Annotated in this window: 24 protein-coding genes and 1 pseudogene; 22 read left to right on the top strand and 3 right to left on the bottom strand. The window is 62.9% G+C overall.

Annotated features, from left to right (window positions below; translation table 11 throughout):
- Window positions 1-1837 (top strand): strawberry notch C-terminal domain-containing protein (locus AX724_RS15755; protein ID WP_197421602.1); only part of this gene is annotated, 1837 nt, incomplete at its 5' end.
- A 67-nt stretch (window positions 1838-1904) separates the two neighbouring features.
- Here the strand turns inward: AX724_RS15755 and AX724_RS15750 are convergent.
- Window positions 1905-2825 carry a MucR family transcriptional regulator gene (locus AX724_RS15750; protein ID WP_066768100.1) on the bottom strand — a complete coding sequence of 307 codons (921 nt, stop codon included), beginning with the start codon at window positions 2823-2825 and terminating at the stop codon, window positions 1905-1907.
- A gap of 164 nt (window positions 2826-2989) precedes the next feature.
- Here AX724_RS15750 and AX724_RS15745 point away from each other — a divergent pair, with 164 nt between their 5' ends.
- From AX724_RS15745 to AX724_RS24110, 19 genes are all read left to right on the top strand, one after another.
- Window positions 2990-3493 (top strand): hypothetical protein, encoded by a 504-nt coding sequence (locus tag AX724_RS15745; protein WP_066768098.1) that lies wholly within the window; start codon window positions 2990-2992, stop codon window positions 3491-3493.
- Window positions 3490-4089: a hypothetical protein gene (locus tag AX724_RS15740; protein ID WP_066768096.1), complete on the top strand. Its 600-nt coding sequence runs from the start codon at window positions 3490-3492 to the stop codon at window positions 4087-4089. The genes AX724_RS15745 and AX724_RS15740 overlap by 4 nt, the downstream gene beginning before the upstream one ends.
- Before the next feature lie 51 nt (window positions 4090-4140).
- Window positions 4141-4845 carry a hypothetical protein gene (locus tag AX724_RS15735; protein ID WP_066768094.1) on the top strand — a complete coding sequence of 235 codons (705 nt, stop codon included), beginning with the start codon at window positions 4141-4143 and terminating at the stop codon, window positions 4843-4845.
- Between the two features lie 3 nt (window positions 4846-4848).
- Window positions 4849-5124, top strand: coding sequence for a zinc finger domain-containing protein (locus AX724_RS15730; protein WP_066768092.1), 276 nt, complete (start codon window positions 4849-4851; stop codon window positions 5122-5124).
- 53 nt (window positions 5125-5177) lie between these two features.
- Complete coding sequence (locus AX724_RS15725; RefSeq protein WP_066768090.1) at window positions 5178-5492, top strand: hypothetical protein; 315 nt, start codon at window positions 5178-5180, stop codon at window positions 5490-5492.
- A gap of 10 nt (window positions 5493-5502) precedes the next feature.
- Window positions 5503-6516 (top strand): deazapurine DNA modification protein DpdA family protein, encoded by a 1014-nt coding sequence (locus tag AX724_RS15720; protein WP_066768088.1) that lies wholly within the window; start codon window positions 5503-5505, stop codon window positions 6514-6516.
- A 100-nt stretch (window positions 6517-6616) separates the two neighbouring features.
- Entirely contained in the window at window positions 6617-7813 is a 1197-nt protein-coding gene (locus AX724_RS15715; protein ID WP_066768086.1) for a hypothetical protein, read from the top strand.
- A 10-nt stretch (window positions 7814-7823) separates the two neighbouring features.
- Window positions 7824-8441, top strand: coding sequence for a hypothetical protein (locus tag AX724_RS15710; protein WP_066768084.1), 618 nt, complete (start codon window positions 7824-7826; stop codon window positions 8439-8441).
- A 101-nt stretch (window positions 8442-8542) separates the two neighbouring features.
- A complete protein-coding gene (locus AX724_RS15705) occupies window positions 8543-8749 on the top strand; it encodes a hypothetical protein (protein WP_066768082.1) in 207 nt (68 codons plus the stop codon).
- A 73-nt stretch (window positions 8750-8822) separates the two neighbouring features.
- Window positions 8823-9695, top strand: a complete 873-nt coding sequence (locus tag AX724_RS15700; protein WP_066768105.1) for a Mom family adenine methylcarbamoylation protein — start codon at window positions 8823-8825, stop codon at window positions 9693-9695.
- Window positions 9696-9771: 76 nt separating this feature from the next.
- Window positions 9772-10266: a sigma factor-like helix-turn-helix DNA-binding protein gene (locus AX724_RS15695; RefSeq protein ID WP_066768080.1), complete on the top strand. Its 495-nt coding sequence runs from the start codon at window positions 9772-9774 to the stop codon at window positions 10264-10266.
- Between the two features lie 55 nt (window positions 10267-10321).
- Window positions 10322-11008, top strand: coding sequence for a DUF5983 family protein (locus AX724_RS15690; RefSeq protein ID WP_066768078.1), 687 nt, complete (start codon window positions 10322-10324; stop codon window positions 11006-11008).
- 11 nt (window positions 11009-11019) lie between these two features.
- On the top strand, window positions 11020-11532 hold the full coding sequence (locus tag AX724_RS15685) for a hypothetical protein (RefSeq protein ID WP_231736705.1): 513 nt from the start codon (window positions 11020-11022) through the stop codon (window positions 11530-11532).
- A gap of 45 nt (window positions 11533-11577) precedes the next feature.
- Window positions 11578-12711 (top strand): phosphoadenosine phosphosulfate reductase domain-containing protein, encoded by a 1134-nt coding sequence (locus tag AX724_RS15680; protein WP_066768077.1) that lies wholly within the window; start codon window positions 11578-11580, stop codon window positions 12709-12711.
- 111 nt (window positions 12712-12822) lie between these two features.
- Window positions 12823-13284: a hypothetical protein gene (locus AX724_RS15675; protein WP_066768075.1), complete on the top strand. Its 462-nt coding sequence runs from the start codon at window positions 12823-12825 to the stop codon at window positions 13282-13284.
- 18 nt (window positions 13285-13302) lie between these two features.
- On the top strand, window positions 13303-13623 hold the full coding sequence (locus AX724_RS15670; protein ID WP_066768073.1) for a hypothetical protein: 321 nt from the start codon (window positions 13303-13305) through the stop codon (window positions 13621-13623).
- A gap of 48 nt (window positions 13624-13671) precedes the next feature.
- Window positions 13672-15339 (top strand): ATP-binding protein, encoded by a 1668-nt coding sequence (locus AX724_RS15665; protein WP_066768071.1) that lies wholly within the window; start codon window positions 13672-13674, stop codon window positions 15337-15339.
- A gap of 120 nt (window positions 15340-15459) precedes the next feature.
- Window positions 15460-15666 (top strand): hypothetical protein, encoded by a 207-nt coding sequence (locus AX724_RS15660; protein ID WP_066768069.1) that lies wholly within the window; start codon window positions 15460-15462, stop codon window positions 15664-15666.
- A 50-nt stretch (window positions 15667-15716) separates the two neighbouring features.
- A complete protein-coding gene (locus AX724_RS24110) occupies window positions 15717-15902 on the top strand; it encodes a hypothetical protein (protein ID WP_197421601.1) in 186 nt (61 codons plus the stop codon).
- Window positions 15903-16061: 159 nt separating this feature from the next.
- Here AX724_RS24110 and AX724_RS23430 read toward each other — a convergent pair whose 3' ends face one another.
- Both AX724_RS23430 and AX724_RS15650 read right to left on the bottom strand, forming a co-directional pair.
- Window positions 16062-16400 (bottom strand): hypothetical protein, encoded by a 339-nt coding sequence (locus tag AX724_RS23430; RefSeq protein WP_156448105.1) that lies wholly within the window; start codon window positions 16398-16400, stop codon window positions 16062-16064.
- A 360-nt stretch (window positions 16401-16760) separates the two neighbouring features.
- Window positions 16761-17899, bottom strand: a protein-coding gene (locus AX724_RS15650) for an IS3 family transposase (protein WP_156448106.1) whose coding sequence is annotated in 2 segments (ribosomal slippage) — window positions 16761-17632 and window positions 17632-17899 — 1140 coding nt in all. Because the reading frame shifts where the segments join, the coding sequence is not laid out codon by codon here.
- A 613-nt stretch (window positions 17900-18512) separates the two neighbouring features.
- Between AX724_RS15650 and AX724_RS15635 the strand changes: the two genes are divergently transcribed.
- Both AX724_RS15635 and AX724_RS22940 read left to right on the top strand, forming a co-directional pair.
- A complete protein-coding gene (locus AX724_RS15635; protein WP_156448104.1) occupies window positions 18513-18710 on the top strand; it encodes a hypothetical protein in 198 nt (65 codons plus the stop codon).
- A 743-nt stretch (window positions 18711-19453) separates the two neighbouring features.
- Window positions 19454-20054, top strand: a pseudogene (locus AX724_RS22940) (hypothetical protein); the annotation flags it as partial.

The raw sequence follows: 20054 nt of genomic DNA, 5'->3' as shown, positions 1-20054 counted from the left end.
CCGTAAATCCGCGCCTGCGCGCGAACCGCTCGACATAAATCTCGACTGCAAAGAAACCATGATCGACTACCTCAAAAACGCCTTCCCGACCCAGCAGATGCGCGTCTTTGCCACCAGCGATGGATCGCTCCGATCAGAACCAATGCGCGACGAGGCGGGCGATATGGTCGAATGCGCCGAAGCCATTGCAACGCGCGATGCATTGATCGAGGAACTCTGCGCCATGCCTCCCGTGCCGGCCGCGCTGGATGCTCTGCTGGCTCACTTCGGGACCTCGCGCGTCGCGGAGGTAACCGGCCGGTCTCGCCGCATTGTGATCGGCAGCGACGGTTCCCAGAAGCTGGAACGGCGCGGGACACGCGCCAATCTTTCCGAGACCCAGGCGTTCATGGATGGGCACAAGCCGATCCTGGTCTTCTCCGATGCCGGGGGCACGGGCCGTTCCTATCATGCCGATCTCGCCTGCAGGACGGCCGACAAGCGCCGCGTCCATTTCCTGCTTGAGCCGGGCTGGCGGGCCGATGTCGCGATCCAGGGCCTGGGGCGCACCCACCGCACCAATCAGAGCATACCGCCGGTGTTCCGGCCGGTGACGACCGACTGCAAAGGCGAGCGGCGCTTCATCTCGACGATCGCGCGCCGTCTCGACAGCCTGGGCGCACTGACACGCGGCCAGCGTCAGACGGGCGGCCAAAATTTGTTCGATCCGGCGGATAATCTGGAGAGCGACTACGCCCGGGAAGCCCTCACCCAATGGTATCATCTTCTCCATCGGAACAAGCTCTCGAGCGTGAACATGGAGAGCTTCCAGACCATGACCGGACTCAAACTTAGAGACGAGGACGGCACACTGCTCGAAAAGCTGCCGCCGATCCAGCGCTGGCTCAACCGCATCCTCGCACTCAGGATCGCGACACAGAACGCGATTTTCGATGAATATATGGGGCTCATCCAGGCACGCATCGATGCAGCGCGCGAGGCTGGCACGCTTGACGTCGGGGTCGAGACCATCCGCGCCGAGCAGATCATCATCCGGTCAGAGCAGACGCTGCGCACCGATCCGGTGACCGGCGCCGAGACCAGATTGCTAAGACTCGAACTTCATCTGCGTCCGCGCGTCATGCACTGGAAGCGGCTGATGCAGATCTGGAACGGCACGCGTGAAATCGCTTATCTCTGGAACAGCCGCTCGAAGCGCGTCGCTCTCAAGGTGCCGTCCTGGTCGATCACCGACGAAGAGGGGCGCATCGTGTCCATGTGCCAGCTCGTTCGTCCGACAGGCGGGACACGCATGCAGGAAATAGCGATGTGGGCCAGCCTCTGGAAAGAGATCGACCGCGATGAGTTCCAGAAGCTGTGGGAAACCGAAGCAGCCGAGGCGGAAGCCAAGGTCGATATCGAAACCGTCAACGTCGCGACCGGTCTTCTCCTGCCGGTTTGGCACCGACTTCCTCAGGATGATGTTCGCGTCTGGCGGATCGATGATGGCCAGGGCATTTCGATCATCGGGCGCCTGATCCCACCGGCAGCGATGGCGGAACTGCAATCAGTGTTCGGTCTCGACGGCACGGTCGAATTGACCGCTTCCGAACTTGGTGCCGCAGCCCAGAAAGGCACGGGCATCGCAATTCCAGGACTGGGCGGCGCCACTTTGGCGACTGCACTGGTCAATGGCTCGCGCCGGCTCGAAATCCGCAATTATCGGTCGGAAGACCGCGAACGGCTGAAAGCCCACGGCGTATTCAGCGAGGTCATTGCGTACAAGACCCGCCTGTTCATTCCGCTCGACCGGTCGAATGAGGTCATCGAGGCGATCCTGGCGATGACGCGGATCTGATCGCATCTGAAAGTACGATCACTCGCCAAAAGCGATCCGGGCACCTCGTGCGCCCGGATCGCATCGATCAGCCTGCCGCAGGCGTGGTCTCCGGTGCCGGTTCAGATGGCGGAACTGCCTCGGTGCCTGTCTTCCTCGCCCGAATGCGCTTCGGCTTCGGTGTTGCATCCGCGCTCGCGACAGGCGCCTTTGCGGCAGCGTTCTTGGTGACCTTGCGCTTGGGCTTTCCTGCGGCGGGTTTCGGTTTGTCCGCGACGGCCTTGGACGAGGGACCTTCCGGTGCGGGTTCTGCTGGGACCGTCTCAACAACGGCAGGGTTGGGCGCCTCGGAAACCGACGGTGCAGGCGCGTCAACGGCGACGGGCGCAGCGGCGGCCTTACGCTTGGGCTTCCTGGCCGCGGGCTTCGGTTTGGCTTCCACAGTCTTGGCACGGGGGCGACGTACTGGTGCGGGCTTTGCCGGTGGCGTGTCGGCGACGATAGGCGCGGACACTTCGGCAACTGGGGATGCCGGCACTTCCATGGCAACAGGCGCAGGAGAGTTCTTGCGTTTGCCGCCGAGGCCCAGCTTCAGTGCGACTTCCCTGCGGGCCGCCGAATATCCTGGCGCGACCATCGGATAGTCTGCTGGAAGGCCATAGCGGCCGCGATATTCCGCAGGCGTCAGGCCATGCGCCCCCAGATGTCGCTTGAGTGCCTTGTACGGCTTGCCATCGATCAGGCTCAATATGTGATCGGGCGAGACCAGACTCTCCTCAATGGAGACCGCGGGTTTGTGGTTCGGCGCGGTCACCGGCGTTTCTGGTGGAACCGCTTCTGTAACTGGAGCGGCGACCGGCATCTCTACGGCAGCCTCGCCTAGCAGCGCCCGCCGCGTCCCCTCCACCAGCGCTGGCAATTCGGCGCTCGGCACGGTGTTATTCGCGAAATATGCGCTGAGCAACGTAACGGTCAAAGACATGACGCCCGGATCTTCGGTCTCGGCCATGTAACATCCTTCTTCTTGCTGGGGACAGGGGTCTTGAACCAGGCGCACTTGCGCAAGTGTAAACAAGCTCGTGCCTTCATTCGGCGGCCAAGTCAAAAGGAGGGGAGGAGGTGGCAAGTGGTTGGTGCGGCAATTGGGCTGCCCACGATCCTCATGGAGACCCCATGGCCGACCACTTCATCCAGGGCTCATTCGCCTTCACGTGCTCGATCGCCGAAGCCGCGCTCATCGAAGAGGCATGGCAGCTTGCCGCCGATCTGACGGGCGATTTCGATCCTGCTCCCATCAGCGACGAACTGCTGGCAGTCTTTCCGCCGACCTTTGCCGATAAACCGCTGAGCGGGTTCGCTACGATCTTCGATGATGCGAACTTTCCTCACTTCGGCGCCGAAATTCAGGTCGAGAATTCGATCGAGGACACTAAAATCTGCTCGGTCAGCATTTATAGCGACACAGACTTCCAGCCGTGGCCCATCGCCGGGCTGATCCGACGTTGCTGCCAACCGTCACTGGCTATTGGCCCGATCGGCTTTGAGTGGAGCCTAACCTGTAGCAACCCCCGCATCGACAGTTTTGGCGGAGGTTGGTGCGCCATATTCCCCGACCGGATCGAGATCGAGACCACGCGGGAAACGCTGTCGAAGGCGCTCAACGGTGGACTGTCATGAGCCGCCGCAGTCACTGGGACGACAATCCCGACCATTCTGCAGACGACTGGAAAACCGAAGTTGCGAACGACGATACCCGTCTTGGCTATCTCGATTGGGTTGAAGTCCGGTCGGAAATGCTCGCCTCCGAGGATAGACCGGCCACGGCCGAAGTTTCACCTCGCCGTGATGCCGTTCGCATCCGAGCAACCGATCGGCTTGGCAACATTGCCTATATCCATCGCGAAGCGAACCGCCCGATGCACTGCACGCTCGGCAATGGCGTGTCCGCCGCGCTTTTCTATGCCGGCATCACGACCGATGAGATGACCTGTCGCTTCGCGCTCGATGATTGCGAAACCGCCGACCAGGCGCTTGCTATCGTTCGGCGCTACGGGTCGCTCGATTATGGCTATTGCCACGCCGGCCCGCCACTGGGCTGGGATAGCTCACCAGCGACCACACCCGCACTTCATCTGCTCGCGGGTCTGCTTGGTGAACTTGACCGAATAGCGACCATCATGCCGGAGATCCTGAACCAGATCGACGAGGCCGCCGTGAAACGCGCCCGCGCCTTTATCGCAATGGAAGTGTCCCCAGCATCCCGCGAGGCCTGAGAACCTGCGGCCACCGGGCCGGCCGCCAAACCCCTACCACGGAGAAAGACCATGACCGACGTCTCGACGTCGGGCGCTTCCGCGCGCCTGTACAGCCAGACCCCGTTCGACGAACGGGGCAATTTCCACTATGAGGGCGACCTCTACCGACCCGGCGATAACCTCGCGACGCTCGCCGCGCGCGTCGAAGGTCACCTCAAGACCAAATTCCCCGACACACGCTTCGCGATCAGGACCGAAAAATTCGCGGGTGGCCGCAAGATCACTGCCGAAATCCTCGACACACCAGCAGACCTGACCGCACGCGACGCGCAGAACGACTTCTTCGTTGCGGTGCGCGACCAGATGGAGCGCTTCGGCTACACCCGATCCAACCTGCTGCAGGATCTCCACAACTGCTCCTTCTACTGCGAAGCACAGATCGGACAGGCATATTGGGCCGCACTCGCCGGTCGCCGGGGGCGCAAGAACCCGGTCGAAGCCAAAGTCTCGCTTGCGGCGTTCAAGAAACAGGTCAGGGCTGGTGACAGTCTGAAGCTGGTCGACGCGCCAGCCGGACACCGTGCGCTCGGGACGACGAGGGCAATCACGCAGGTTCGCTCAGGAGATCTCATTCTCGAAGGCCGTTCCTATCTGAGCTTTCCGCGCGCCTCGGCCTTCGCCTGCGACGGGCGGCTCGTGCGGATTTCGAACGGCTCGGAATATGACCCCGATTCGCATCTGCTTTATGAATGGCTGCGCCGGGACGCCGCCTGAGCCATGGCCTTCATCGTCAAGGGACCGGCCGTCTGCAACAAGCCGGGCTGCGGCAAATGCTGGGACGTCGATCCCGTATTGCTTGTCCCATGCCCGGATTGCCAGGCGCCGATAGGCGTCGGCTGCCGGCGCCCCAGCGGCCATAGCGGTCCCTTCGTTGAATTCCACACCGCCCGCGACCTGCTCGCGGACCGCGAGGGCAAATATGGCCCGTGCCCTCTCGGCATCTGCGGCTCTGCAGCCCGTGACCGTCAGTCGAGCCTGCCGCTGTTCGACTGAGTGCAGGCTTCGAAAGGTGCGGTCTGCCTCCTCCATCATCTTGGGAGCGAACTATGCCCGACACTCTCTTCTATCAATTTGCCGACAGCGAAGGATGGAGCGAGGCCACTCAGCTTGGGCTTCTCCTGCGCTATATCGCCGCGCAAGACGATCTCGCCACCTTCGCGGACTTTCTTGCCCAATGCCGCGGCAGCGAGCCGGGCGGTGTGACCGACCCGGCCGATCGCTTCATATGGGAGGTCGCCGAGCGCCTCGGCAATCCCGGTCTCACCCTCAACGCGGCATTCCAGTCCTTTTGCGCCAACGCCTTCGACCTGCTCACCCCGCGCCAGGCCGCCGAACGCTGGTGCTGCTGGTCGGTCGCATAGTGAGAGGCCCATGACGATCGACATCATGGTCGGGCTGCCGCACCTGGGTGATGGCGCAATCCTCAACCGCGCGGTCGACATGCGGGTACCGGCGCTGGTTTCAGCCAATGCGCTGTCGCGGTGGAGTCGCCGCAAGGGCTGGCCGGAATGGCTAGGCTGGAACCTTGGTCAGCTCGCCAATGCGTCGAGACTGGCCAGCCTCTCACTCGATTCTGCGGGGTTCGTCGCCATGGCGCGCTATGGCGGCTTTCCCTGGACGACGAGCGACTATCTGGCGCTTGCTGCAAGCTTTCCGTTCCGTTGGTTCGCCAGCATGGACTATTGCGTCGAACCCGAAATCGCCCGCGACCGCGAGGAAGTGCTCGACCGCATATCGCGCACCATCCGCGCCAATTTCGATTGCCGGTCGGACGCGCGCGATCTCGGCATCGAACACCGCCTGATGCCGGTGATCCAGGGTAGGCGGCCCGACGACTATGAGCGCTGCCTCGACGGCCTCGCGCTCGACTATGACCGCACGCCCCTGATCGGCGTGGGCAGCATGTGCCGTCGCGAAGTCTCGGGCCCGGAGGGGCTGATCGCTGTCTTCGATCACCTTGACTCCATTCTGCCGAAGGGCGTCATGTTGCACGGCTTCGGAGTCAAGGGAACCGCGCTCTCCCACCTGAAAGGGATCGAGCACCGGATCGCCTCGATCGACAGCCAGGCTTATGGCCAGTCTGCAAGACGCGATGCCTTCGCGCGCGGCGTCGCCAAGACCGACACCCTGGTGGCGCAGCACATGCAGGCGTGGACGGCCGGCCAGTTCGCGCGCCTTCGCGGCTCCGCGGCGCTCCGCCAGCCGGAACTATTCCTCCCCCAGCCGGACCCACAACCGGCCGACCCCTGGGAACAGGCAATTGCCCAGGCGCGTGCCGAGATCCGCACCCTCGTTGAGGACGGCGACATTGGCCACGAGGACGTAACGACGCTCTGGGTCGAGCAATGGGCGGCCGACATCTATCGCGACCGCATCGCGCACTAGGCTCTATTCTGCGGTTGTGCGTGCCGGGATGGAGGGAAGGGGGTGGGGGAGAGTTGGCCGGTCCGAAGCGGATCGGGCCGTTCCAACCAGGAGATGTCCCATGGCAACGCTCGCCCAGCATATCGACGCGCCTCAGGTTTCTGGCGCCTACAAGGTCGACCTATCCCGCGGTCGCAACATCGGACGGGTTTCATCCGAATGGTATTCGCGCCCCGACGACGAGAAATTCCTGTCCCTCGACGATCTCTATGAGAATGTACGCCGTCGCGCCGACTGCGCCCGCACACGTATCGTCGAAAGCCGCGATGTCCGCGTCGAGGCAAGCATGGACAATGCCGAACGCCTCAGCCTCATCGTCCCCGGCGAAGCCGAACCGATCGCACCCACCAACTGGTCGTTCGGCCAATTGTCGAGCCTCGTCGGCGCTCCTGCCTCCTATTTGCGGGGTCTGCCCGCGGCGCTCGCCGGTATCAATCTCCAGCACGGCCTGCTGTCGCACCGCGGCGAGCAGGTAAAGCTCCTCAAGACCCATGATGGCCGCTCCGAACTGCGTGCCGTCACCGGACCCGATTATGGACGCATCTGGGACCATGAACTGGTCGCGGCCGTCATGAAGATCGCCGGCAACGGCGTCTCCGATACGCGCTGGAAGGTTCCGGGCGTGCTCGACTGGCGGTCGATGCGCTACAACCCCTATGTCGATGTCACGCGCGAGACAACGACCCTCTATGCCTCGGATCGCGACGTTTTCCTGTTTTTGGTCGACGACACGCATCCGATCGAAGCCGGCAAGCTGCCGAACGGCGAACCCGATCTCTTTTTCCGCGGCTTCTATTGCTGGAACTCGGAGGTCGGCTCCAAGTCGTTGGGAATTGCGACTTTTTATCTCCGCGCGGTCTGCATGAACCGCAACCTTTGGGGCGTTGAAAATTTCGAGGAAATCTCGATCCGCCATTCGAAATTCGCCGCGAACCGCTTCGCCCATGAAGCGGCGCCCGCGCTTGAGACCTTCGCCGATTCCTCGGCCATGAGCTTCATCGAAGGCATCAAGACTGCGCGCGGCCGCATCGTCGCACGGTCCGACGAGGATCGCGACTCGTTCCTGCGCAAGAACGGCTTCTCCAAGACCGACACCGCGAAGATCATCCAGTCGGTCATCGCCGAAGAAGGTCATCCGCCGACCAGTCTGTTCGATTTCGTGCAGGGAATCACCGCGCACGCTCGCACCAAGTCGAACCAGGACACACGGCTCGAAATCGAGGGCAAGGCGCGCAAGCTCTTCGCCAAGGCGAACTGAGGAGCAGACCATGCTGAGCTTCACAATCGAAAGCACCTATCGGCTGCCGGTTTTCAGGCACCGGACCTATGAGGCGGCCACCCCCGAAGATGCCTGCCGGCTTGCCATCGCGGACGAGGACTGGACCGACCAGAAGGAGGACTATGAGAATAGCGGGGCAACTTACCTGACCGGCATCTGGCCCGGTGTGGATAGTGCCTATATCGCCGCCGCTCTGGCGCTGCCGCCTGGTTTCGCCGAGGGTGAATGTCCGCCGCCGACGACCGGGACGCAATCGGTCGGGCCGGTACCGGCTCCGGTCATGCCGCGCTGTCGCCATTGCGGCAGCGCGGACATTTGCCGGGACGCGAACGCCATATGGGACGAGGTCGCCCAGATATGGTCGCTGCTCGCAACCTATGACAGCCAGACCTGCGAGCGGTGCGGCGCAGATAGCAACAACCTCGCCCTCTGGGTTCCGGTCGCCGAACCGGGCTCGGCCACCGCTTTCCTGTGGGACGTGATCCAGGCGCTGGAAACCACGTCCCTTGCCTGGGACGCAGAGTTCCAGCGCTTCTGCACAGAAAGTCATGGCCTGCTGTCGGCTGATGAAGCCGCCACCCGATGGCGAAGCGTCGCAGCCGCCTGACCATCCGGTCCGACCACCGGGCCGGCCCTCAATACCCGCTCATCCCAAGGCGGCTTCGACCCAGGTCGGAGCCGTCCTTTTCTTATCGAAAGGATCTGACCATGCACGCATCCGCCCAGGTCGAAATGCAGACCTTCACCGTCACCGTTGAATTCTCCACCGGCGGCGAGCCCTACGCCACCGAGACTTACACGGTCGAAGCGACCGACTGGTATCGCGCCCAACGCGACGCGATCGAGATGTCGGTCTCCAGTCCCTACGACAATGCGCGCATCCCCGACCTTACGCGCCGCGTGATCGCACAATAGCCTGCCCGGCTTTCTCCCGCCGCCGATTGCGGCATGGCGGGAGAAGTCGCGGCCGCAACCGGAGTTGCCGCTCATGCTCACCACGAGGAGCCAGCGTTGGCGCGATCGGCGCTGCCACTGGGTGCCCGGCGCCACCGAGATCGATCCGCGGCGCTTCGCGGTGGATATCATCGATACCGTCAAGCAAGCCGCCCCCTTTGTCCGCCAGCATCATTATGCCGCCTCGATGCCGGTCACGCGCCTGTCGGTCGGTCTCTTCCGGAACGGCGCCGGCGGGCGATCCGATCTGGTCGGTGTTTGCGTCTTCGCCCACCCGGTCAACAATGCCAGCGTCCCCAAATCGGCTGGACTTTCCGATCCGCGCAGCGCCTGCGACCTCGGACGCCTCGTGCTGCTCGACGACACCGGCGGCAACGCCGAAACCTGGATGCTCTCGCGGGCCTTCAAACTGCTACGCCGCGAGAAGCCGGAGATCGTGTCGGTCATCTCCTATGCCGATCCTATCCGCCGCACCGACGAGCAAGGCCAGGTGTTCATGCCCGGCCATGTCGGCACGCTCTATAGCGTGATGGGCAGCCGCTATACCGGACGGTCTTCGGCGCGCATCGATCTCATCATGCCAAACGGCCAGCCGATCTCCAGCCGCGCCATTTCCAAGATCCGTAACGACGAATGCGGCCAGCGCTATGCCGCCGAACAGTTGGTAGCGGCCGGTGCCCGGGCCCGTTTTTTGGGCGAAACCGGAGCGCACTGGCTCGCCGATCTAGAACGCTCCGGCTTCCTGCGCCGTCAAAAGCACCCAGGCAACCATGTCTATCTGTTCCCGCTTACCAAAGCGGCGCGGATTGCGGCGCGGGCGGTGCCGAGCATGCCCTATCCGGTTCTCGATCGCGTCACGTCCGCCGGAGACGTCACGGCGCTCCCGCTGCTTGCCCGCGCAGCCTGAGGCAAATCGAGGCAGTCGGAGGGAAGGGGGCGGGAATGGGTTGCCGGTCAGGGATCGGCCCGACGGAGAACCCACCATGTCCGACCATGACGCCCGCGCCCTCCTTGTCGAGGCGCTCGACTTCTTCAACGATCATCCCTGCTTCAGCCTCCGACGCGATCGGCGTCGGACGAGCTACGAACTCGCCGCGCGGATCGATGCCTTCCTTGCGCCCGACACGGCGGTTCTGCCGATTGTGGCTGCCGCCCGCGAACGCTGGCCAAACGCTCATATCCTACGGATCGACCCGGACGAGCAGACCGTCCAGCGCGATGGCGACGGCTACTGGGTGCGGGCATGGGTCCGCGTGGATGCGGCCGGTCTTGCCGACGTCGGCGCTGCGCCGGCTGACCGATACGCCCGCGCGGTCGCCGCGCTGCCGGGAATCACTCGTCAGGTTCTCCTGGCGGATTTGCTCGGCGACGAGGATTTCACTGCGATCGCGGCCCGTCTCGGCATCTCCACGCACGAGGTCGAGCAGCATATCGCCGACGCACTCGCTGCCATCGCCCAGGCGCTTGACCGGGCCTGATCGGACGCTCGGGCTGCCCATTCGCTCACCCGGCACATCCCCAAGGAGACAATCCATGACCCATATGACAAGGGACGATTTCGCGCGCCTGCTGGCGCGAGCACGCACGGTCATCGCCGACGCTGCCCCGACGGCCCATAGTCTCTGCGCCGAATTGGCGCAGATCGAGCGGCTCGTGCAAGATCACGTTGTTCCCTGGCCGGTCGACATCCACGTCGCGTTCATCGACCATCGTCATGGAGGTGATCTCTACGCCGCCTTCACCCGCGAGGCGCTCATGGTCGAGGTCGCCTCATTCTGCCGCGAATGGTGGCCGGAGCTTCGTGACGGGCGCGATCCCTCGAGGCTCTCCGACGAAGCCGCAAGTTCGATCTACTTCGACGCGCACGAAGAGGAATATCTCTGGACAGAGCGCATCTCCATCGACGCGCCCGCGGTCGACACATCTCAAGCCCTGCGTGTCGGACACCATCTCGTGATCAGCACTAGCCATATCCAGCCTTCGACCGCCGACCTCCTCGATCAATGGGCGCCCATGCTCCCCGAAAACCGGCCTCTCGGTGTTGCAGAGGCCGGTTATGGCTGGTTCGTCCTCACCGATCCGCTCGATGGCCTGGAGCGTCAAATGGTACCGAACGAGCTTTGGGCCGTCATCGAATTCGCGCGCGCACAAGGCTGTCGTTGGCTGCTTCTCGATCGGGATGCGGATTGCGTCGACAGTCTCGAAACGTTCGAGTGGTGAGAGGCGCCGCCATGAACCACCGCTCCTCCCGGGCCGAGGTTCGCAATCCGGTCCTCGGCCTTCCCGCCGCGCGGCTCATCCTCGCTATGCCTGCCGATATCCGCGCTCTGCTCGCGGTGCTGCTGCTCGACCTGGCTGCCGATTCGCGCTGCCGTGCCCGATCGAGCTGGGACAGCCGCAAGGCATTTGTCGCTGCTTACTGGGCCACGGTTGCCGTCTATGCCGGACATATTGCCCGCATCATTGGCGGGGCCGGGCGGCGAGCTGCTTCGCGCAAGCCCTTTCGCGTCATCCAGCGCGGCTTTCCAGAGCTTGCCGCAGCAAACTGGGCGGAAGCCTCCGGCCTCTATTGCGAGCGCCGGGACCGATCGGGTCTGCGCGCCACCATGTTCCCGGAGGCTCTGCTCCTGATCGCCGAAACGCCCGTGGGGCGGATCAGCTATAACGGCCGGATCTGGCTGCCGGGCGAATGGGAGCCAGGCGCAGAGCCTCTCTTCGACAACAGACTGCCTGGCGACCGCTGACCGGCGCGCGGTCGCGCCGATCCACCGCACCCGAGGAGACTCCGCATGGGCGCAGCTCTTGCGCGCGGCTTGCTCGCCGCGCCTTACGATCCTTTGCCCGCTATCGACGACACGGTGCTAGCGGCTGTCAGGCGCGGTGCCTGGTTCGCCTTCAACCTCTCAGGCGGTAAGGATTCCACCGCCTCGGCCCATGCGGCGATCGCGCTGCTCGACGCGCTGGGCCATCCGCGAGATCGGCGGATAGCGATCCACGCGGACCTCGGCCGGGCGGAATGGCGCTCGACCCCGTCTATGGTTGCCGCGATCGCCGAGAGGCTGGGATTGCCTTTGTTGGTGGTCAGCCGGTCGGCAGGCGACATGGTGGCACGCTGGGAACAACGCTTTCTCGCCGGCAAGCGTCGCTACGAGGCGCTCGAGACCTATAATCTCATCGGCCCATGGTCGTCGGCATCACTGCGGTTCTGCACGTCAGAACTGAAGGTTCAGGTGATTGGGCCCGAACTGGCACGCCGCTACCGGGGTGAGACCATCGTTTCGGTCATCGGTCTGCGCCGCGACGAAAGCCCAAGCCGCCGCGCCACCCCGGTCTCCCGTACCGATGAACGCTTCGCAAAGCCGGGCAATGCCGCCGGCACACACATGCTCACCTGGCATCCGGCCGTCGATTGGAGCGCCGATGACGTCTTCGGGATCCATGAGCGCCACAGCCTGCCGCTACACGAAGCCTATGTCCGCTACCGCACGACCCGCCTGTCCTGCGCTTTCTGCGTGCTTGCGTCAGTACACGATCTGGCTGCCTCCGCCGATGCGCCGGGCAATCTCGATCTCTACCGCCATCTCGTGGCGATCGAGCTGGACTCGACCTTTTCTTTTCAGCCCCAGCGATGGCTCGCCGATGTTGCGCCCCAATTGCTGTCGGCTGCACATCTTCACGAGGTCGCCCGCGTTAAAGTGCGATCCCATGCGCGCCGGACGCTCGAAGCGGCAATGCCTCCGGAATTGCGGTACGTGAAGGGGTGCCCACCACGGCTGCCGAGCCTGGCTGAGGCCGCGCTGATCGCCAAGGCGCGCGCGCCGATCCTCGCCCATCACGGCCTCGCTGACCATTTCCCCGACGCGGCCGCTGTCCAGGCGCGGTTTGCAGACCTCCTCGCCATGAAGGCGGAACGGCTCCGGTAGCGAGCCGGAGGGGAGGGCTCCTGTTGAAGATGCGTCGGGCGAGTTTCGCCTGGACGTCCCCTCTGCTGCCGAACGCGCAGATCCCTGCCTCTACTATCCAAGGAACAGCCAATGGACGTCATCGTCTCTAGGTCCCGCATCCCCGGCACCGCCTCGACCTACCAGTATCGCGCCCTCGTGCCGCTGGCCGAGGTCGCGGTTTCACGACGCCCACGCTGCGTCGTCATCCAGGCCCCGATCGGCAATGGACGGGTGCCCTCGACCCGCATCGCCGATGTCGTAGCGCCCACCGCCTGGTATGAGCGAGAGCTGGCGACCCCCTTGGGCCTCGCGGCGCGGCTCAACCTGGTCGCACGGCGGATCGAGGCGCTCATCGTCCACACCGTTTTTCCCGAGATGACCGCCCGGTTGATCCCGCTGATGCTCGCCCTGGACTTCGACCCCTGCGAGGCCAGCTACCGGGTCGCCGTCGCCGAGCTGAACGAAGCGTTCGACCGGTTCGCGTCCGGCATCGACACGCTGATGGCCGCCGATCTCGGCCTCTACCAAGGCTGCGACCTGCGCGCCGCCTGACGCAGAAAGGATCCCGTCATGGCTGAATATTCCAAAGACAGCCTCGAGACTGCAGCCTCCCTCTGGGAGGCGGTCCTGGCGCTGCGCAGCAGGCCGATCACGGATCCCGATGCGATCGGCCTCGCTCTTGCAATTGACAGGGCATTCGATGCGCTCGGCACCGCTGCGCTCCGGCTGGCGGTGGTTGGCTGGACCGATGCTGTCGAAGCCTCCTGGCGTGAAGTCGAGAACGACTATCCACTCTGCTTCGACTGGGATTTCGTGCCTGGCTGGATCATCGACCATGTCGACTGGTCCGATCCGTTTCACCCAGCCCTGATCCAAAGGGGAGGGGGATGAGGGCTGTGCGGCGGGGAATTGGTCTCCGCCAGACAGGAGCTACATCCCATGCCCTTTCCCGCCACAATTCGGCCCGAAGTCGGCCAGTCGCTCATCACCAAGGTCTCGCGCCTGTTCAATGGCACGCTCGGCGATATGCTGCTGGAGCTATTCCAGAACGCCCGCCGTGCCGGTGCGCGCGCGATCCATGTCGCGGTTTACAATCTCCCCGCCGGCACCGCGCTGTCCGTCTACGATGACGGCTGCGGCATCGACGATCCCGCCAATCTCCTGACGCTCGGCGATTCGGGCTGGCAGCAAGATATTCGCTCCCGCGAGGATCCCGCCGGTATGGGCGTATTCAGCCTCGCCGGTCGCGATGTAGTTGTCCGCTCCTGGTCACGAGCGGCGGGACGGGGGTGGGCGGTCCATATTCCGACTGATGGATGGGAAGGAACTGTCCCACTCGCGATCGAATCGTGCGGGATCGTGCGCGGCACCGAAATCCAGATCATGCTGCCGGCCGCCTGGGAAGAGCAGCTTGGATCGGCGCTGCGCACCGCGGCCCGATATTTTCCGCTACCGGTTCATTTCGAGGGCGCACAACTTCCGTGTGAAGACTTTCTCGCCGGCGCCGTACAGATCGAGTTATGGGAAGGCTGTCGCATCGGCATCTTCCACGACGGCACGACCGAGGCAGTCCACACCCCCCGGATCAATTTTCACGGCGTGACCGTCGCCTCCCGGCTTCCCACGCTGAGCGAAATCGACAGTCCTCATAACTGGCGGGTGCGGATCGATATCGTCGACGCGCCCGCGCTTCAGCTCGTGCTCCCCGCGCGCAAGGAAATGGTCGAGAACGACGCGCTGTCCCGGCTCAGGGAAGCGGCCGAGATCGCGCTTTACCGAGCCATCGCTCGCGAGACATCGCATCGGCTTTCCTACAAGGCCTGGGCGCGCGCCCGCGACCTTGGGATCGCTCTTCCCGAAGCCAATCCCTGGCTCAACGCCTGGACGCCGAACATTGCCGATACATCCAACCGATACCAGGGCGCGGCCGTTCGGTCTGGATCAATGATCATCATGTCTGATCACGAACCCGACATCGAGAATGCGCTTTCCCGCGCACTGGCGAAGGAAAAACCGCTCGGCGGCCTCCTCGTTCACGAGAACCGCGATTTCGAGGGCTATCGCTGGTACGACGAATTGCCGCGTCTCCTGTCCTGCAGCTTCGTCGTGCAGCGCGATGGTGTCTCCCATCGCTATGCCGAGGATGTCGCTCTGCCCGAAGAGTTTGAATCGGGGCCAGTCGAGAATATCTCCGCCGAGATCCTCCTGCGGCCCGGCGGCCGGTCACCGGCCGAACCCACGATATACCGCGTGCCCGCGGACATGCTGGTCTGCAACAATGGCTGCTGGACACTCGACGAGGCGACCATCCTGTTCGACGGTGAGGCCAAGGTGCAGCCGGACGCGCTTGCCGACCTGATGTATGCCAGCCTGTTCTGTTATTCCGACGACTGCGACCGCGACAGCTGGGATACGCAATCTCTCGAATTCGAGCGTGAAGCCCGCATTCTCGCCAACCTTTTGCTTCTTGGTGAGGAAGAGGCGCTGCTCGCCCGGCTGCGTGAGGCAGTCTTCGAGCACGTCCAGTGGCTCATTCCGGGCGGCCGCAGCCTGACCATCTCCGCCGACAAGGACAGGCTCTCGCTCTCGCTCGATCAGGCCGCCTGAACCCATCGCGGAACCTCGCCCTAGTCCTCAGGGAGGAGATCTCTCATGCGCCATACCGCACTCTTTGTCTGCTCGACTGCCCACCTTCGTTGACCCCGACCAACCCCAGGAGCATTAGTCATGACCAATGTCAGTTCACTGCAACCCTGTTCGTCCAAGCGCGCCGCGCTGGCATCCTTCGACCATGCCTATGCCGTTGCCTTGCAGAGGCGGCGCGAGACCGGTCGCCCCCAATTCGTGCTGCGCACCGGCGATCCGCTCCAGCCCTTTCGCGTCTCCAGCACCGGGCCGCAACGCTGTCAGGCGCTGATGACACTCGTCGCCTGATCCGGCCCTTCATGTGCCGGAAACGACTCTCTTCGCGGAGGTTCGGTCTCATGACCGACGAAATAATACGCTACCCTGAAACCGAGGAGCCCGACAGCCCTCCATCAGCCATCCAGTTCTTCAGCCCCGCCGAAAGCGAGTTCACGAACAGATTCCATCTCGCGCCCAATCATCTGTTGGCGACCGCCGGCTCCGACGTCGGCGCGCGGCTCCCTCTTCGAAGCCTCCGCCCCTGACCTCGCCTTCATTCGCGCCCAACCCATGGCCAACGCCTGGACCGTGATCGAAGGAGACGATAGGACAGAAATCACCCACGGCATGCTCACCGTCAATTGCATCCATCGCCATTGAGCGGATCGTTACAATATATCAAGCACGGCCTCTGCGCGCTGCGGTCACTGAAGCTGTTTCGAGGACGATCTCAATAGTCGCAAACCAAGCAAGACGGACCAAGTGGCGAATAGTGTAAATCCAGGAAATCCGAACAGGCCTAGGCCGATATGGAAATTTACGTCATTCCCATGCGCCATGGGGCCTTTTGAAAAGACAGCGAGGCCGCCATTGAAGAGAAAGTTTAGCCCCACTCCAACGAGACATATGCCCGCAGCCACGCCCCAAATTCTCATCCAGCCGGGCGATGCGGTCGGGTTTGCCCAATTAATGACCATGAGCCATGCGCCGACCAATCCCATTGGCAGCATGAAAAGAATATCCGAGACGGCAACATTGACCATGGCTATTAACCGAAGGGTTCCCACAGCGGCCAAAGCCACGACCCCCAAAATCGTCCAACGTCTAACCGTCTTATTCCGGCCAAGCTGAGATGATCGCCAGCCGTCTGCGCGACAAAGTCAAATTGCGACAGGGATCATCATGAAGACCTGGCCTGCGGAAGACAAGAATTGTACGGTCAGGAGTTGCTCGCCTATTGCCGTCACGGCACCGGACTCCAGAGGTGGCCCGGTCACCCTGAACAGCGATTGGCCACGGATAAGTGGATCGTCTGCGGGTTATCGTTTTCATATGCCGGTGGTGGGCATCATGGAAGAAGGGCGTAGCCCGACTGGAATGAGGCCCACCACCGGCGGCCAAGATCATGCTGCCATTGTCGCGGGCAGATTGTCAAAATAGGATTGGTCGGGCGTTCGGGCACCCAGGCTGGAATGTGGTCGCTTCTCATTGTAAAAGCACAAATATCGGCCAATTCCGGCGCGCGCTTCGCTGACCGTGGCATAGGCCTTGAGGTAGACTTCCTCATATTTCACCGATCGCCACAGGCGCTCGACCACAACATTGTCACGCCAGGCGCCCCTGCCGTCCATGCTGATGGCGATCTTCTCGCGCAGCAGCACACTGGTGAAGGCCATGCTGGTGAATTGGCTGCCCTGGTCGGTGTTGAATATCTCGGGCCTGCCGTAGCGGGTGATCGCTTCCTCCAGCGCCTCGACGCAGAAGTCGGCCTCCATCGTGACCGACACGCGGTGGCTCAGGACCTTGCGGCTGAACCAGTCGACAATGGCCACCAGATAGACGAAGCCCCGCGCCATGGGGATGTAACTGATGTCTGTTGCCCACACCTGATTGGGCCGCGTGATCGGCAATTTCCTCAGCAAATACGGGTAGATCCTGTGCCCAGGCGCCGGCTTCGACGTGTTGGGGCGGCGATAGATCGCCTCGATGGCCATCCTCTTCATCAAGGTGGCGACGTGGCATCGCCCGATCGCGGTGCCCTCCTGGCGCAGCAGGTCGCGCAGCATCCGGCTGCCCGCAAACGGGTATTCCAGATGCAATTCGTCCATGCGTCGCATGATACCCAGGTCGGTGGCAGACACGGGCGCGGGCAGGTAATAGACGCTGCTCCGGCTGATCCCCAGTTCCCGGGCCTGGCGCGCCACCGGCAGGCTGTGTGACCGGTCGATCATCGCTTTGCGCTCGGCAACAGACCCGCTTTGCCGAGCGCGCCTGCCAAAAAATCGTTCGCCAGCGTCAGTTCGCCAATCTTGGCATGCAGCGTTTTGACATCGACGGCAGGCTCGGCGTTCTCTGTGGCACCCTCGCCACCAAACACGCCCGCTGCCCCTTCCAGCAGTTGGGCGCGCCACGTCGTGATCTGGTTGGCGTGGACGTCAAACTGCTGCGCCAGTTCGGCCAGCGTCTTCTCGCCCTTCAAGGCAGCCAAGGCCACCTTCGCCTTGAACGCCGGGCTGTGATTACGGCGGGGACGTCTGCTCATCTCTGCTCCTGTCTGGCGGCCAACATGGCCCCCGTAAGGCAGAAAATCCACTTATCACCCTGTCCAGTTTCCCTAGGCCACCTCTTCCTGCATCTGAATATCCGGTGACGTTATGTAGACGATCAGGCTTGCGAACGAGCAGATCCCAAGGACGCCACTCACAATTGCCAGCCATGGGGTTGATCGATGTATCGTCTCGCTGGTCGTCCTCGACGCCGAAAGAGCCATCCTGTCTAATCCAATTAGGACTTTGATCGAACATAGCATTCTTTCCGGGACGGCAGCTATCGCCATCTGCCTCCTGACAGCAGCGTCCCTGCGCACCATTGTGATCGGGTGTGGCAACGGGCAAAAGAGGATGTTGCTTTGCTAATCGACAGGTGGCGCTCGACGGGGCTCGTATGAGCTCTGGCCGTTTTATTTCTCGTTGCTCAAGAGCCGCCCCCCCAACGCGACATTACCGTCGATACGTTTCGGTCGTGCCAGTCGCTCGTTGGGTCTAGCCTTGAAGAGTGTCTTGATCCTTCTTCACTCAGCACCGCGATTTTCGAGAATCTGAAAGCTCTGCCGTGTTTCAGCGCGCGTGGGCCGATAGCCATTTTTGGAGACCAAGATGACCAAGACATTTGCCGAGACCTACACGATGCGGAGCAGGTTCTTTCACGATCTCGGAGAGTCTGCGAAGAAACTCGCCGACACCTATGCTTTCGACACGGATCTCGAAAACCGCACCGCCTTCAAAGAACTGGTGTGGGATGCAGTGTGTCATTCGCTGGTCGAACACCACGGCTTCAGCCGGGACGAGCTGTAGTGAATGAACCAGGCTCCCAAAGCGGCGATGCTGCAATAGTCTATCGGCCCAATCGATCAGCTAGGCAGCCGATGGTATCGATCATTCGAGCCGGCGCGCGAGCACAATGTCGCCGTCGGCTTCCCGATTCTGTCCGACGCCGAAATGGCGATCATCGCGCCAGCCGTCGTCCGGCTCATGAAATGTGCGGAGCTAAGCGGGCCGCGCCCGCGCTACAGAAACTATGCGAACATGCGGCGAGCATCTTCACGACTGGTTCGACGCGCTCGAACAATCCGGGATCGAATAGCGCGAGGCCGACGAGCGCGTCATCGCCTTCGCAACCGCATGCTGGAGAACTTCAGCGCGCACAGCTGGCGGCCATATGCCCGGACCCGATCAACGCGCGCGTCTAGATCGTCCGTCGCTTCCATGGCTGGGCGCTCGAGAAGGGCTGGTCGAACAATTCCCGTTCCGGTCGACCAGAAAGATGACGCTGATGCGAGACGGCGCCTATCGCCCAGGCTTCTGACCGGTCGCACGGCGCGCCTTTCGCGGTATCGAGGACCAGGCACCCGCCGCTTTCCGGCCACCTGCTTTGCGGCATCAGTCGCCGCTCATCACGGCGATAGTCCTTCGAGGCTCCCGGTCTCGTCCCCTGGAGATCAGTCATGTATGACCCGATACGACCGCCGGATGCGGCGGCGAACCACGACGCCTGCCTTGCTGCCCTGGCCGGCGTCCCTGTCATTGCCGCCTGGGGCATGGGCGTCGACAGCACAGCGATGATCATCGAATGGGTCGCGCAGGGGTTGCCCCTCTCTGCGGTCCTCACAGCCGACACCGGGGTCGAGCGTGAGGAGACCTATGCATTTCTGCCGATCTTCCAGCGCTGGATGGACCGGCATCATATCGAGCATCATGTCGTCCGCTATGTGCCGAAGCGCTTCAAGCACTGGCCGCCCTATTTCTCGCTGCTCGAAAACTGCCTCACCAACGCGACATCGCCGTCGATCAGTTTCGGTCGCCACAGTTGTTCCCAAAAATGGAAAATACAGCCGCAAGATCAATGGGTTAAGGAATGGCCGCCAGCACGGAAAATATGGGCTCAGGGCGGTAAGGTTGTCAAGCTCATCGGCTATGACAGCTCGCCAGCTGATAGCCGCCGCTATGCCCATCGCGAAGGCCATATCAGCGACCTTTACGACTATCATTACCCGCTGCGCGCCTGGGGCTGGGATCGGGACGCTTGCATCACGCGGATCCGCGCCGAAGGTCTGCCCGTGCCGATCAAATCGGCCTGCTTCATGTTATGTTTGCAGATGGTGTCTCGTCTCACCGCAAGCTCTTGTTTCAATGGGTATA

Origin of the sequence: Sphingobium sp. CCH11-B1 (genome assembly GCF_001556865.1) — a bacterium.
GTDB lineage: Bacteria > Pseudomonadota > Alphaproteobacteria > Sphingomonadales > Sphingomonadaceae > Sphingobium.
The sequence above is the reverse complement of the archived record's forward strand: the minus strand, read 5'-3'. Positions and strand labels throughout refer to the sequence as shown.